Here is a 14,753-nt window from a genome sequence, read left to right as displayed (position 1 = left end):
CTTTAACGATACTGTCCGCGACCTTATTCTACGCTTTAAAAAAATTATAAAAATAGCTTTAAAACGATAAAATTCAACCGCGCCTTCACAAATTGCATATGATTCAAATAAGACATTGTAATCTTATTTAGGGTCTGTAGACATTTCATAAATGGCTTGCGTTGTAGGTTAAAATTGAGCAGGCAAGGCATGAAACGAAGAGAATAGCGAGACTATTTTCGAGTTTCATAACGAAGGCTGAGATAATTTTAGCCACAACCCTGAGCAAGAACAAAGCACTGCTTTGTTTGCAGCGCAAGGCGCAGCGGGAGGACTAGCGTGTTTTTTGCCGCTACGTCGTTACGAACTACTCATTTAGAATGACTAAATTTCGTATTTCGCACCTAGTATCGCCTAAAAAACACACATAGTCGCAAACATAGACGAATTGTCAACAGACCCTATTGTATAATAAAAAATTATACAATGAATAAGATATATTTATACTTTGAGTTCGATGCTTAAACAGTCAAAATAATCAACAAAATTGTAAACTCAAGTAGCTGAAGATGTGCAATTAAATCGAGAAGTATTAAGATGATTTATCTTTAAAATAAAGAATAATGCATGCGATTCACAGCTTGGTACACACTCCGAAAATTTGTATATGACAATTTGCATAATGAAGATTATGAAACGTGGTTTAGTCGTGCGATCAATTTCTCTTTGATTTTTCTAATCATTGGTAATGTTGTCGCGGTACTTTTAGAGTCAATCAATGATGTTTATAAAGCCTATCAGCTTTACTTCGATGCATTTGAGGATTTTTCAATCATTGTCTTTACAGTTGAATATATTTTACGTTTTTGGAGTGTTGCAGAAAAAGAACCGTTTGATTCTGAGTGGAGAGTACGCTGGAAATATGTGACCAGTGGTGCTGCGATTATCGATTTACTGGCGATTTTACCTGCATATATTAACTTCTTTGTACATATTGATTTAAGATTTTTGCGGATTCTACGCTTACTGCGTTTATTAAAACTTACCCGATATTTTATTTCATTACAGATTCTACTGCGCGTTATAGAACGTGAAAAAGGTTCATTTCAAGCCGTGATTTTTATTTTGGTGATTATGATCGTGATGGCGGCAGCAGGCATTTATGTTGTCGAAGGTCGTGCGCAACCTGATGTCTTTAGCTCAATTCCTGCATCTATGTGGTGGGCGGTGGTGACGCTCACTACTGTGGGTTATGGTGATGTAACGCCAATTACACCACTTGGACGTTTCCTCGGTGCATTGATTACCATACTTGGTGTTGGTTTAGCTGCTTTACCTGCAGGTATTCTGGCAAATGGTTTAGCCAATGAATTGGAGTTAAGAAAACAACAACTGGAGTTAAAGTTTCGAGATCTGTTAGAAAGCTGTGAAATTGACATCATTCATGATGAAGACAAGATTGATGATATTCGTAGAGATATTGGTTTATCTGCTGAGCAGACGCGAGATATTGTTTTACAACTGATTCGTGAACGTAAAGAACAGGAATTGGAAAGAGAAAAAAACAAGTATTGTTTCTGTCCAAATTGTGGGTATAAGTTACCTGAGTGAATATGATTCAAAAGGGATTTATACAATCAACAATAAATAAGAAAGTGAAGTGTAACGATTAAAAATAACTTTTTCTAAAGTTACACTTCAGATACAATGTAAATAATCAGGCAATTACAACTGAACAAAAGAATGGATTGTCGCATAACGCATTGGATTGTAATGAAGTATGAAAATTAAAAGTTTATCAAAAATTGTTTTATGTGCTGTAATTTCTCTAAATACAGGCTGCGCTGCTGTTATGGCAACAAAGCAACCGACAAAAAAAGATTTATCAATATTTAATAAAGGTGTAGATCGTAGTTTAATTATTGCTGAAATTGGGGCACCTATTACATCTGAATTTAAAAATGGTAAACGTTATGAAATTTACACATTTATGCAAGGGTATTCAAAGGCCAATAAAATAAGCCGTGCGGTTTGGCATGGTGCGGCAGATGTTGTCACTTTTGGACTTTGGGAAATTATTGGCACACCAACAGAATCAGCTTTTAATGGGAAGAAAACTTCTTATGAAATGATTTTTGATGCTGATGATCATTTAGAAAGCTCTAAATTATTGACAATGTCAGAGTATAAAAATGATTCAAATTCTGCTGCTGAAATAGAATTTAAAAAATAGATAAATACTTTATAAGAATAGAAACAAGGAAGCGCAGCGCTTCCTTGTTTCTATTCTAATGTACCTTTATCAAGGTTTAATTAGGTCATCATCTGCATAGCACTATCCATTCTTAAATTGGCTGAGACGAATCAATGCTCGCTTTATTTGCGCTAAGTGCTTCACAATAACAACGATAAATTCAATCTGTATAACGATGAAAATTCTTCTAAATATTTTGACCAACGAATAGCCGAATAAGAGTTTTAAATTTATTTTTTACATATTTTTTAATGAATTATTGAGTAAATTTAAGTATTAATAACGCCATAAAAGTTTTGAATGGTTAACAATGAACATTAATGTTGATATTTTTGGCACGATTGCAATTGCTGTAGCCGTTCTTTTTATTGGTTATTTTCTTGTAAATAAGATCAGTATATTGAAGCAATATAATATTCCTGAACCTGTAGTAGGTGGGTTAATTGCTGCTGCTGTAACTTTTGTGCTTTTTAAGCAATTTAATTTAACCGTAAATTTTAATGCCAATATTCAACAAAGTTTTATGTTGATGTTTTTTACTTCTGTTGGACTGAGTGCAAGTCTGCTTAAATTAAAAGAAGGGGGCAAGTCGCTGCTTCTTTTTATGGTCTGCGTAGTGATTTATGTGCTACTGCAAAATGCTGTTGGGATAAGTTTGGCAACCGCACTGGATTTAAATCCTTTGATTGGCTTGATTGCAGGATCTGTTACTTTAACTGGTGGGCATGGTACAGCTGGAGCATGGGGCAGTATTTTTGAAGAAAATTATGGTATCAAAGGTGCGATTGTCTTAGGAATGGCGAGTGCGACATTTGGCCTGGTCATTGGTGGAATGATGGGGGGTCCTGTTGCAAAATTTCTGATTCGTCGTTATCAATTGGCAGAAGAAATAGCACCATCTGCAGCGCGTATGCAAGCTCCTCCATCTGCTGAAACAGCGCCATTTGAATATCCAGAAAAAACCCGTTTGATTACCGCTGATGATGCGGTTAAAACCATAGGAATGTTTGCACTGTGTATCGTCTTTGCTAACTTTATGACTGGTGTTGCCAAAGGACAATGGTTTGAGTTACCGACCTTTGTATGGGCATTGGGTTGTGGGGTATTTTTACGTAATACACTGGAATATGTATTTAAAATTGAACTGTTTGACCGTTGTATCGATGTATTTGGTAATGCCTCGCTGGCATTATTTTTAGCCATAGCCTTAATGTCTTTGCAATTGTGGTTACTTGCTGATTTAGCTGGTCCATTGGTGATCATTCTGATCGTTCAGACGGTTTTTCTTGCTTTATATCTGTTTTTTGTCACTTTCCGAGTTATGGGTAAAAATTATGATGCAGCAGTATTGTGTGCAGGTCAGTGTGGGGTAAATTTAGGTGCAACACCAACTGCTATTGCCAATATTCAAGCTGTAACCAATACTTATGGGCCTTCGCATAAAGCATTTTTAATTATTCCTCTAACTGGCGCATTTTTTGTTGATATTGTGAATGCCGTTGTTATTCAAACCATTACAAAGTTCTTTTAAATGTTCTGTTAGAAAAAGTGATGTGATGACTTAAGCATTTGGGAAACAGCCTCAAAAAGTGGCTGTTTTTTTTGTATTTAAATCAGTTTGATCATTACTCTTTTGAATCTCACACTGTTTTATAAGATTTATATAGGTGTAGTAAATCGTGATTTAGACTAAGGTTTTCTGTTAGTGACTTTAAACTTTCAAAAACACTTAGATGAGGAATTGAATATTTGAGCGAGATCAACGCTTAAAGGATGTAACGGATTGAAGTTTTACTCAAAAATTTAATGAACACAGTAATATACTTTAAATATGAATCATCATAATATGTATGCCACAAACTCTGTATTTGTTATATTTTTCGTGTTCAAGCTTTGAAATTAAGTCAGCGCTAGGCAGTTGCATTTATTTCATCAGTGTAGAGTTTGAGCTTATATACTTAAATTGGATCACACTCGTCTAGGATGATGTATGTCTAAAACGAAACAACCAACCTCAAAACAATTACTGTCAGTGATTCAGACACAGACAGCAATTGCAAAATTGGGCTTGGATATCAATGCTGTCATGACTTTAGTGGCAGAGCAAGTTCAATTGATTACCCATGCAAAAGGTGCAATTGTAGAGCTCGCTGAAGAAGGTGATATGGTCTATCGTGCCGTTTCAAATGGTGCAAATCAATTTCTAGGTCTACGCTTAAAGATGGGTTCTAGCCTTTCAGGGCTTTGTATCGCGCAGAATACGACTTTATATTGTAAAGACAGTGAAACTGATGAGCGTGTAGATCGTGAAGCATGTAGAAGGGTTGGACTGCGTTCTATGGCTGTTGTACCGCTAATTCATTGTGATGAACCGATTGGTGTATTAAAAATTTATTCAGAACGGGTAAATGCCTTTAAAGAAAGTGATATCAATTTACTTACACTCATGTCTGAACTGATTGCTGCTGCGATGTATCATGCCAGTAAGTTTGGTGCTCAAGAACTCTATAAACTTGCGACACAGGATCAGTTAACAGGACTTGCCAACCGTGCTTTATTCCTCGATTGTTTAAGACAAGGTGTTGAACAAGCTAAACGTACACAAAAGTTACTTGGAATCTTGATCATTGATATGGATGGTTTGAAACCAATCAATGATCAATATGGACATCGTTTAGGTGATGAGGCATTAAAAGAAATAGGTAAACGTATCGTCAATATTACCCGACACGATGATTTGGTTGCACGTTTAGGTGGCGATGAGTTTGCAGTGATATTAAGTAGTCTTGGCGATCAAGAGCTGGCAAAAAAAGTCATGAATCGTATTGTTGAGGCGTGTGGATTACCGTTTGTATTTGAAAATGTCAAATTAACCATGGGTGCAAGTGTAGGTCTGGCTTTATTTCCTGAAGATGGTATTGAACTCAATAAGTTGATTGAATTTGCAGACCTTAAAATGTATGAACATAAACGTTCTAGAAAAATGATTAATCTAAACACTTGAAATTTAAGATCTTTGATAGGGAATAAGTTTTAGTGAGGTTTGGATCTCATCAATATCATTTATGTTGAGTATATGCATTGAAAGTATCTGCAATCATTATGTACACGCATTTATCAATTTTATGAATTGAATGTAGCTCAAATTTAACCTGACAGTCTCAATCAAATATCGGTAACTGTCAGATCAGGTTTGAGCTATACATATTAGCGCTGATAATAACTCATTACTGATAATGATTCCTCACTACATCGTTATAAGCCTCTGGATGATGTAACCAAGGAATATGCCCTGAGTTTGAAAGTGTAAATAAATGTGCTGTAGGGTATCGATTGATCACGAAGTTTTTACTTGTTGTATAAATGTCCTGATCCCCATAGACAATGGTAATCTTAAAATCTGGTTTATCTAATCCAGTTAACAGCGGATATTTGATGATTTCAGGTCTGGTTTTATTGATCGGCTCTGCTTTCAGTAAATCAAAATCATCAGTGAGATCTGGATGATCTGTTGCAATAAATCCTTCATTATAGTTTTTCATGACTTGTTTAAAGAGGCGTTTATAAGCTTCATCGCTTCCAAGCGCGCCTAAAAAGCTATTTAATCCCATTTTTGTCCATGCCCAAGCACTTGTTTTGGACTTGTTAAGTTGCATGATTTCTTTTTCAGTTTGCTTCCATTGCGTATTGGTACCTGAACCAGGGCTACATAAAAAAAGACTGAGTAAATTATCGGGATGTTTTTCAGCATAGATTTGTGCATAAAGTCCACCCCAAGAGTGTCCCCATAAATGAAACTTATTGATTTTATAGAACTCTCGAACAGTTTCTATATCGCTTAAATAAGCCTGCATAGAATAGTCTTTATCACGACAAGGAGATTTTTGGGTTCCTCTTTGATGAAATGTGATCACTTGAAAATAATCTTTTAAAAGATCGGCAATGGCAGAGAGGTCACTTGGAAAACCAGGTCCTCCATGCAATAAAATTAGTGTCTCTTTGTCGGGATTTGGATAAACAATACTAAATAAGGTATTTCCGTTATGATCGACAATGTTGCTTTGCATTTGCGTCTTATAATTTACTGATTGTAGCGTAGAAAACTGTTTTTCTATCGAATTTGCATTATTTTTCATGTCCAATATGGTTCCTCATTTTATTTGAGCAAATCAAAAAATGGTAAGGTGAACGAATCTAAAAATGTTTCTATATTGATTCTGATTTTTAAAAAGTATTTTTATACAAGCTTATATAGTAGCTTATTTATACCAGATGATAAACCTGATAAATGGGCTAAGAAAAAAGCAAGCGTAGCGATGACTTGTAATTGTTTGATTAAAATATCTTGAGTTTCTATTTTGAAAACGGTGATTTGTTCACTTATTTTATGACAACAAATTGTTATTTATCTAATGAATAAAGGTCTTTTAAAAATCAAAAAAAGATCATGAAAAGTGAGTTGTATGGGTATTGAAAGTGCGTTTTCCCTTGGGGGAAGGCTAAGCTTGGGGGATTCTATATTGATCTTTGGTTTTAAAAAGGACTTATGCAAGAGTCTTAATATAATGAGTAGATTTTAAAAAATTAATCTTATTAAAGCAGTGGAAGGATGATAAATGATGTGCGAAAAATTCTAAATTTGTGCTTTATCAATAGAATTACTGGCGAAAGTAAGTCCATTGATAAAATTCAGCGAGCACATTCTTTTTAGATACACAATTGGTGATTTAAAAATACTTTAAGTTTTTCCAATCAGTAAAGATAGGATTCCTGCAGCAATCAAGGGACCCACAGGAACACCTCTAAGCAGTGCAACTCCAGCAACTGTTCCAATCAATAAGCCTGCAACGACATTGGGTTGGCTGCTCATTAAGGAAACGCCACGACCACCTAACCATGCAACCAATAAACCGATCGCAATGGCTGTTAATGATTTCCAATGCATAAATGATTTTAAAATGACATCACCGGGGATTTTGCCGCTGGCAATTGGAGTAAGCACGCCAATGGTTAAAATAATAATGCCGACTTCTAAACCGTGAGTTTGTAATAATGGGAAAAATTCACTTAATGGTGTGATTCTAAAGACGATCAAAACCCCAGCTGCAATAGTGACCGCAGTATTGTGACTAAAAATGCCGCAGGCCAATAAAACAAGGAGTACAATTAAATTTAGGTCTAGACTAGAAAGACTCATCAATATTCAGCATTAAAAATTAATATATTCATCCATTATACTGAAAAGCGGTATGGGAATTTGCCTTGTCTGGCAATGATTAACATTTAAATTCAGTCGAGTGTGGATTTAGTGGACAATAAATTTTTGAGTTTCAGAACCCAATAAATTCCATTCATACTCAAAGTCTTGCGCCAGTTTAGACAGATTTGTTGATTTAAGCTGTTGTATTAAAATGTTTTGTGCCTCTTGCATGGCTTGGTTTAAAGCTTTATTCACCACCAATTCAACCAGACAGTTGGGTGTTTCTTGTTCATTGCCAATGGCAAAAATAGTAGGTTCTCCAACAGCCTGATAAATATCAAATAAAGATATTTCCTCTAAAGCTTGTACTAAGGTCCAGCCTCCACCGGGGCCTTTGTCTGCATGCACAAAGCCTGCTTTTTTTAAACCAGACATGGTACGACGTACTACGACAGGATTGGTGTCTAACATGATTGAAATTTGTTCAGAGGTGAACGGTTTTTTTTCACGGGCCATATGTAATAGTACATGCAACATTCTAGAAAGCTTACTGTCTTTACGCATAGTTTTTAAGTCAACGCTCTTTTGTTAATTGTAACATTAAAAGTTGCAATTAGAAAAATACCCCAATATAGTAACTTTAAAAGTTACTTATTGGTATTGAAAATGAACTATGACGTCGTAATTATTGGTGGGAGTTATGCAGGTTTATCCGCAGCATTACCATTGCTTCGTGCTAGAAAAAAAGTGTTAATGATTGATGCAGGCATGCGTCGTAATCGTTTTGCTGAACATTCTCATAATTTCTTAACCCAAGATGGCAATACGCCAGCAGCAATTATTCGTGATGCAAAATTACAGTTAGACAAATACCAAACGTTGTCATGTATTAACGCATCCGTCACCGATGTGGGCGCTGTCGGGCAGCAATATGAGATTCAAATAGACCAAGCCGATGACAGGTTTGCAACCATTCAAGTCAAAAAAATAATTATTGCTACAGGTGTTCAAGATGATTTGCCTGAAATCGATGGTTTAGCAGAACGGTGGGGGAAAAGCATTTTTCATTGTCCATACTGTGATGGTTATGAGTTAAATCTTGGAACACTTGGAATGTTATGTTCAGGTCTACATTCGATCCATATGGCATTGATGTTACCCGACTGGGGCAATACCACTTTATTTTTAAATGATGTAATTTCACAAGCTGAATTAGATCCCGTCACACTTGAGCAGCTTAAACAAAGAAATGTGAAATTGGATACACGCAAAATTGTCAAAATACACAATCATTGTGATTTAGTCTTTGAAGATGGTGAGCAGGTTCAATTAGATGGATTATTCGTCTCCACTTTTATGCGTATCAGCGCGCCTTGGATTAAAAAACTGGGGATAGTGCTTGATATAAATGAATATAGTGAAGCCATTCAAACCACAGCCATGAAAGAAACCAATCTTAAAGGGATATATGCTTGTGGCGATATCACCCGTTCAGGTGGTTCAGTTGCTTTCTCAGTTGCAGATGGGGCATTGGCGGGTGTTGCTGTACATAAGTCATTTATCTTTAATACTTGATAAAAGCATCTATTGATTAATCAATAAGGCTAAAAAAGTCTGAATGTTGTTTGGGTTTCAATTCACGATACTTTAAAATGTATCGTGAATTTTTAAGGTATTGATTTATGTTCTTGGAAAAAATGTTGCAATCACAAGGCTTTGGTTCACGTAAGCATTGCCAACAACTCATTAAAAATGGTGCAATTCAAATCCAAAACGAGGTCGTTACCGACCCCAAATTTAAACTTGATACCCAAAATCTAGTATTTTCAGTGTATACCGAAACATTTCAATACCGTGAAAAAGTCTATATTGCCTTAAATAAACCGCAGGACTACGAATGTTCCCATCAATCAACACACCATTTTAGTGTTTTTGATTTATTCGATGATGTCCTTATGAACCGTGGTTTACAAACTGTTGGTCGTTTAGATCAGGATACGACGGGTTTATTGCTACTGACAGATGATGGGCAGTTTTTGCAAGCATTGACTCATCCTAAAAAGCATGTGGCTAAAGTTTATCAAATACAAACAGCCGATCCGATTACAGATGATCAGATTCAACAACTTGAACAGGGTGTAGAATTACGCAATGAAAAGGGTTCCTTTGCAGCAACAGATGTACAGCGCTTGGCTGAATATGCATTACAAATGACTGTGCACCAAGGGGTTTATCATCAAGTCAAACGGATGTTGGCTGCTGTGGGGAATAAGGTTGAAAGCTTGCATCGTGCACAAGTCGGGCAATTAGCACTCAAAGACTTAGTTGAAGGTGAGTGGGTTTATTTGACAGAAGATCAGGTGAATGCTGCTAGAAATAGTCAAAATGAACAAATAGTGATTTGATCATGGCTTTAAAGCTCTATATTGCTGTTTTAGATGAAATGCCAGACTTTATGGTTCCAACCCTTGTTGCGCATGCAGTCTTGGCTGCGCACTTACAATTTGTTCAAGATGCTGATGCTGAAAGTTATAAAAATTGGTTAGAACATTCTTTTCGTAAAGTTGTGGTCAAGGTGAATCAAAAAGAATTTGATAAAATTGCTCAATTAAAGTGTTATTTAGGACATGAAAGTACAGTATTGGATGCTAAGAAATCCTGTGCTGTGGTTTTTCCTATTTCACAGGACTCGATACCCAATGTACTTAAATTCGCAAAGATGTGGAAACCGACATTGAATTGATCAAAAAATGCATTGTAAAAAACTACTTGAGGAAACAATGAAATGTCTGGAATTCATTGTCTTTAACAAAGCCCATTTGCTCATAGAGCTGATGTGAATGGTAATTGTTTTTCTGGGTTTCTAAACTGATTCGTTGCGCATCTTCATGGCGTGCAAACAGAATTGCAGTATCAATCAGTTGTTTGGCAGAACCTTGTCGACGAAAAACAGGTGTTACATATACATCATCTAAAATATAGTACTTTGAACAAGAAACTGATGAAAAGCCTTGGTATAACAGCACAAAGCCTGTAAAAACATCATCTTTTACATGGATGAAGATAACACTTTCTTTATTTTCAAAACGTTGTTTTAAAAAATTAAAGGACTGTTGGATATTGGAAGATGCACCATAAAATTGGCGATATTCATCAAATAAAGTAGCAAGTTGATTTAAATCTTCTTTGGTCGCTCGTCTAACGATCATTTATTACTCCTTGCAATGATTTTTATCTTTGCAAAAGAGAATAACCAAAAAATAGAAAAGTAAACTTAATTATTTGTTTAAAAATGCGACAGTGTTATTTTTTGTCACTTTCACCCAAGATGGCATTTAACTCTGCAAATAGATCTTCATCGTCATCATTTAAATCAACAGAAGAATTCAGTTGTCCGTTTTGTTGGTCTTGCTTAAGTTTTCTCAGCTTGAATAACTGATCCATATTGATATTTTGATTTTCTATGGCGAAAGGGATGGATTTTGTGATGACAACTTGTTTAAAAAACAGTCGAACTGCTTGTGCAGGCGTAATCCCCAATTGTTTAAAAACAGCAAATGCTAGTTTTTTTTCTTGTGAATCAAGACGTACTTGATAGACTTCGGTTTTTCTCATGAATAGTGACCAAACAAAATTTGAGTTTGAATGCTTATTTTAATCAAAGCTTTCGGAATTTCAATGCTTAATCGTCAAAAAGTCATATATTTGTCATTACGTCAAAATTACAGTGTCAATTCATAGTCAGAACAAAAGCAATATTCAGCTTGTGTAATCGGATCAAGGAACTCAATTTTCTTGGCTAATAGCTGTAAAGGTTGTGAAAAATCAGCAGCATCTTTATGTAGAACTTGCGGATAAAAAGGATCGTTTTTAATTGGAATATTTAACCAATTTAAATGCACCCGTAATTGATGTTGTTTACCTGTAGTCGGCTTTAGTAAGTATTTTGCCCAAATTTGATTGTGTTCAATCAGATCAATTTCGGTATATGAGTTTGATTTTCCCTCAACAACTTTCATGGTGTAAAAGGGTTCGCCCTTTTCCATTCTCAAGTCCACAGCACATGGAAATTTTAAATTAGCATTGAATTGAGCAATCGCTTGATAGGTCTTATTGACTTGTCGCTCAGCAAACATTTGTTGATATAAACCGCGTGTTTGAGACCGTTTGGAAAACAATACAACGCCAGCAGTTTCCCGATCTAAGCGATGAATTGGGGTAAGGTCTGGGTTGTTTGTGGTTTTTTTTAAACGAACTAATAAGGTTTCTTGTATATATTGCCCAGAAGGACTGATGGTTAAAAAGTGAGGCTTGTCTACCACGATTAAATCTTCATTTTCAAACAATATCTTTTCTTGAAATGGCACATGAATTTCATGGGGTAAAAATCGATAGTAGTAAAGATGGGTATTCTCTAGATAAGGCTGATCAACAGTTAATGCTTGACCTTGCATATCGATGATGAGTTGGTCTTGAAAACGTTGTTGCCATTCATTGGCTGGAATATGTGGAAAATGCTCACATAAATAACTGAATAAATTTTTAGGTAAATCTGCTCGCTTGGGGAGATAAACTTTTGATGCAGTTACACCATCTCTCATTGGCGGTTGATATTCTGAAACAGGGGTGGCGGGTTTCATAAGCGTATTTTTATGCAGATAAGTTTAAAGTGAGTTGTCTAAGCGTGTTGGAAAGTATCAAAACATGATTTCTAAACAATGCAACATAGGTTTTAAAGTCACGCAATGCTATCATATTGTCTGGTTTGAATCATGTCGTGAGCGTTATGCAATATTCATATAAATTAAGTCTGAGCAATGAACAAGACACCCAAATGTTGGCAGAAAAGTTAGCTCAACATATTGCAAAAGGCGTGATTTATTTAATCGGTGACTTGGGGGCAGGTAAAACCACACTTACACGCTATTGGTTGCAAAGTTTAGGCCATCAGGGTGCGGTTAAAAGTCCAACATATACCTTGGTGGAACCTTATAATATCAATGCGAAAGAGGTGTTTCATTTTGACTTATACCGTTTAAATGATCCTTATGAGCTTGAATTGATGGGTATTCGTGATTATTTAGAGATCGAGAATGCTTTATTCTTGTTTGAATGGCCTTCTAAGGGCGGTGATGAAATTCCACAGCCAGATCATGTCATTCGCATTTTAAAAACAGAAGATGAAGCTGCACGAGAAGTGGTCATTGAAAGTATTTCTGCTGAATTGATTGAAGCGTTGACTTGATCAATGTTTTCAGCATTTTAAGCCCATCATATATTTTAATTTATTTAAATTTTTAGGTTAATTGAATGCAACGCGAAGATATCAGTTTAAGACGTATCCAAAACTTAGATCCAGCACTGGCCAACCAAATTGCTGCAGGTGAGGTGATTGAACGACCATCATCTGTAGTGAAAGAGTTGCTTGAAAACTCGATTGATGCAGGTGCGACTGAGCTGATTATTCGTGTGGCAAATGGCGGCAGTACCCTGATTGAAATTATTGACAATGGTCGAGGTATTCACGCTGAGGATCTAGCACTTTCAGTCACCCGTCATGCAACCAGTAAAATTCAATCTGCTGAAGATTTACATGCAATTGTGAGTTTGGGCTTTCGTGGAGAGGCGCTTGCCTCAATCGCAGCGGTTTCGCGTTTAACCTTAACCAGTAGTCAGGATGATTCAGGTGTCGGTTACCAACTGGAAGTTAATGGTACAGCATTTGACCATCAAGATATTCAAGCGGTAGCAACCCAACAAGGTACACATATCCGTATTCAGGATTTGTTTTTTAATGTGCCTGCGCGGCGTAAATTTTTAAAGAAACCAAGTACTGAATTTGGTCATATTGAAGAAATTGTACGTCGAATGGCGCTTACGCATTTCGATATCCGCTTTGTTTTAGAACATAATGACAACATTCGTCTTAATTTGCCGATTGCAGATAGTGGTGAGCTAAGATTTCAACGGGTACAGCAATTATTGGGGCGCCAATTTACTGAAAATGCTTACTGGATAGATGCAGACAGTATTAGTATGCGTTTATCAGGGTGGTTAGGACATCCTTCAGATGCGCGAGCACAAGCCGATTTGCAATATGTCTATGTGAATGGTCGTATTGTCAAAGATAAAACCATTTCTCATGCTTTGCGTATGGCATATGATGGTATTTTGCATGGACATCAACATGCAGCGTATTTGCTGTTTTTAGAAGTTGATCCTGAAAATATTGATGTCAATGTGCATCCAACTAAACATGAAATCCGCTTCCTTAATCAGCGTGAAGTACATGAGTTTGTACGACATTTTGCTAAAGACACCTTATCTCAATTCCAAACTGCAACTGCGGATTTATCTTCTGCAATGAAGCAGGATGGAGCAACAGAAAATCAAGCATTGTCAGCGCAGCCACGCTATCAGGAACAATTTCCTTTACATCGCAATGCGCCAGCTGAGCAACATGTAAGTGATCAAAATAGCCGAAGCAATTCAGATGGGTCTATTCAGCATAGTGGTCTAACAGATTTTAGGGATACACAAGCCCAAACAGTCAATTATTCCCACTATGAACCACAACAGCAGTATCGTGGCACTCAACAACTCAATAACGCCTTGAAAAGCTATTTAGCCCCCTTACGTGAGTCTGGGGATGCTGATCAAGAATTAACAGATCAAGCGTCCTATGAGCGATCTGTACAAGAGATTCAAAATAAACAGGCCCATCAGGTTGATGAATATCCGTTGGGAATTGCAATAGCGCAATTACATGGAATTTACATTCTTGCACAGAATACGGAAGGCCTGATTATTGTCGATATGCATGCAGCGCATGAACGTATTTTGCTACAACAAATGAAATCTGCATGGGATAAACCAGAATTTTGGACCTCACAACAGTTGCTTATTCCTAAAGTTATTTCGATTACCCGTATGCAGGCAACCCGTGTTGATGATTTAAAACCACAGTTGGAACGCTTAGGCCTAGAAATCGATCAATATGGTGATGATCAAGTGATTGTACGTGGTGTGCCTGCGATTTTACATAAAGCAGATCTTGAATCCTTGGTACCTGAATTACTCAATGATTTAGATCCAAATGATGAAGCGCAGGCGCTACAGCAAAAGCGTGATCAAATTTTAGCAGGCATGGCATGCCATGGTGCAGTGCGTGCTCATCGAATGCTGAGTCTTTCCGAAATGAATGCTTTGTTGCGTCAAATGGAACACACAGAATTTGCCAGTCAGTGTAATCATGGTCGACCAACATGGCGTGCATTTCCATTACCCCAATTAGATAAATTATTTGCTCGAGGAGAGTAG

15 protein-coding genes are annotated in these 14,753 nt (G+C 36.5%); 9 read left to right on the top strand and 6 right to left on the bottom strand.

Annotation, left to right across the window (positions count from 1 at the left end; all coding sequences use genetic code 11):
- The first annotated feature begins 606 nt into the window (after positions 1-606).
- From ACQ7EO_RS12055 to ACQ7EO_RS12040, 4 genes are all read left to right on the top strand, one after another.
- Complete coding sequence (locus ACQ7EO_RS12055) at positions 607-1,590, top strand: ion transporter (RefSeq protein WP_434277411.1); 984 nt, start codon at positions 607-609, stop codon at positions 1,588-1,590.
- Positions 1,591-1,759: 169 nt separating this feature from the next.
- Positions 1,760-2,212, top strand: coding sequence for a hypothetical protein (locus tag ACQ7EO_RS12050; protein ID WP_434277410.1), 453 nt, complete (start codon positions 1,760-1,762; stop codon positions 2,210-2,212).
- A 331-nt stretch (positions 2,213-2,543) separates the two neighbouring features.
- Complete coding sequence (gltS, locus tag ACQ7EO_RS12045) at positions 2,544-3,764, top strand: sodium/glutamate symporter (RefSeq protein WP_004720888.1); 1,221 nt, start codon at positions 2,544-2,546, stop codon at positions 3,762-3,764.
- Between the two features lie 459 nt (positions 3,765-4,223).
- Positions 4,224-5,237 carry a sensor domain-containing diguanylate cyclase gene (locus ACQ7EO_RS12040; protein ID WP_004720885.1) on the top strand — a complete coding sequence of 338 codons (1,014 nt, stop codon included), beginning with the start codon at positions 4,224-4,226 and terminating at the stop codon, positions 5,235-5,237.
- 223 nt (positions 5,238-5,460) lie between these two features.
- Here the strand turns inward: ACQ7EO_RS12040 and ACQ7EO_RS12035 are convergent, their stop codons facing one another.
- From ACQ7EO_RS12035 to ACQ7EO_RS12025, 3 genes are all read right to left on the bottom strand, one after another.
- Complete coding sequence (locus ACQ7EO_RS12035) at positions 5,461-6,369, bottom strand: alpha/beta fold hydrolase (protein ID WP_434277408.1); 909 nt, start codon at positions 6,367-6,369, stop codon at positions 5,461-5,463.
- Positions 6,370-6,971: 602 nt separating this feature from the next.
- Positions 6,972-7,430, bottom strand: coding sequence for a DUF441 domain-containing protein (locus tag ACQ7EO_RS12030; protein ID WP_004720882.1), 459 nt, complete (start codon positions 7,428-7,430; stop codon positions 6,972-6,974).
- A 108-nt stretch (positions 7,431-7,538) separates the two neighbouring features.
- Positions 7,539-7,997 carry an Rrf2 family transcriptional regulator gene (locus ACQ7EO_RS12025; RefSeq protein ID WP_434277407.1) on the bottom strand — a complete coding sequence of 153 codons (459 nt, stop codon included), beginning with the start codon at positions 7,995-7,997 and terminating at the stop codon, positions 7,539-7,541.
- Positions 7,998-8,099: 102 nt separating this feature from the next.
- On the opposite strand from ACQ7EO_RS12025, the gene ACQ7EO_RS12020 reads away from it, so the two are divergent.
- The 3 genes from ACQ7EO_RS12020 (at position 8,100) to ACQ7EO_RS12010 (ending at position 10,176) form a co-directional block, all read left to right on the top strand.
- A complete protein-coding gene (locus ACQ7EO_RS12020) occupies positions 8,100-9,008 on the top strand; it encodes an NAD(P)/FAD-dependent oxidoreductase (protein WP_434277405.1) in 909 nt (302 codons plus the stop codon).
- Between the two features lie 107 nt (positions 9,009-9,115).
- Positions 9,116-9,838, top strand: a complete 723-nt coding sequence (locus ACQ7EO_RS12015) for a pseudouridine synthase (protein WP_434277403.1) — start codon at positions 9,116-9,118, stop codon at positions 9,836-9,838.
- Positions 9,839-9,840: 2 nt separating this feature from the next.
- Positions 9,841-10,176, top strand: coding sequence for a peptidyl-tRNA hydrolase (locus ACQ7EO_RS12010; RefSeq protein WP_096734003.1), 336 nt, complete (start codon positions 9,841-9,843; stop codon positions 10,174-10,176).
- Positions 10,177-10,198: 22 nt separating this feature from the next.
- Here ACQ7EO_RS12010 and ACQ7EO_RS12005 read toward each other — a convergent pair whose 3' ends face one another.
- From ACQ7EO_RS12005 to ACQ7EO_RS11995, 3 genes are all read right to left on the bottom strand, one after another.
- Positions 10,199-10,642 carry a GNAT family N-acetyltransferase gene (locus tag ACQ7EO_RS12005; RefSeq protein ID WP_004821200.1) on the bottom strand — a complete coding sequence of 148 codons (444 nt, stop codon included), beginning with the start codon at positions 10,640-10,642 and terminating at the stop codon, positions 10,199-10,201.
- A 94-nt stretch (positions 10,643-10,736) separates the two neighbouring features.
- Positions 10,737-11,048: a type II toxin-antitoxin system RelB/DinJ family antitoxin gene (locus ACQ7EO_RS12000; protein WP_004720870.1), complete on the bottom strand. Its 312-nt coding sequence runs from the start codon at positions 11,046-11,048 to the stop codon at positions 10,737-10,739.
- Between the two features lie 107 nt (positions 11,049-11,155).
- Complete coding sequence (locus ACQ7EO_RS11995) at positions 11,156-12,073, bottom strand: pseudouridine synthase (RefSeq protein ID WP_239045737.1); 918 nt, start codon at positions 12,071-12,073, stop codon at positions 11,156-11,158.
- A gap of 146 nt (positions 12,074-12,219) precedes the next feature.
- Between ACQ7EO_RS11995 and tsaE the strand changes: the two genes are divergently transcribed.
- A complete protein-coding gene (tsaE, locus tag ACQ7EO_RS11990; RefSeq protein ID WP_434277401.1) occupies positions 12,220-12,678 on the top strand; it encodes a tRNA (adenosine(37)-N6)-threonylcarbamoyltransferase complex ATPase subunit type 1 TsaE in 459 nt (152 codons plus the stop codon).
- Positions 12,679-12,743: 65 nt separating this feature from the next.
- A complete protein-coding gene (gene mutL / locus ACQ7EO_RS11985; protein ID WP_434277400.1) occupies positions 12,744-14,753 on the top strand; it encodes a DNA mismatch repair endonuclease MutL in 2,010 nt (669 codons plus the stop codon).

The organism is Acinetobacter sp. CE-15, from assembly GCF_051059255.1.
GTDB lineage: Bacteria > Pseudomonadota > Gammaproteobacteria > Pseudomonadales > Moraxellaceae > Acinetobacter > Acinetobacter guillouiae.
This window is presented reverse-complemented; position numbering and strand designations above follow the sequence as displayed.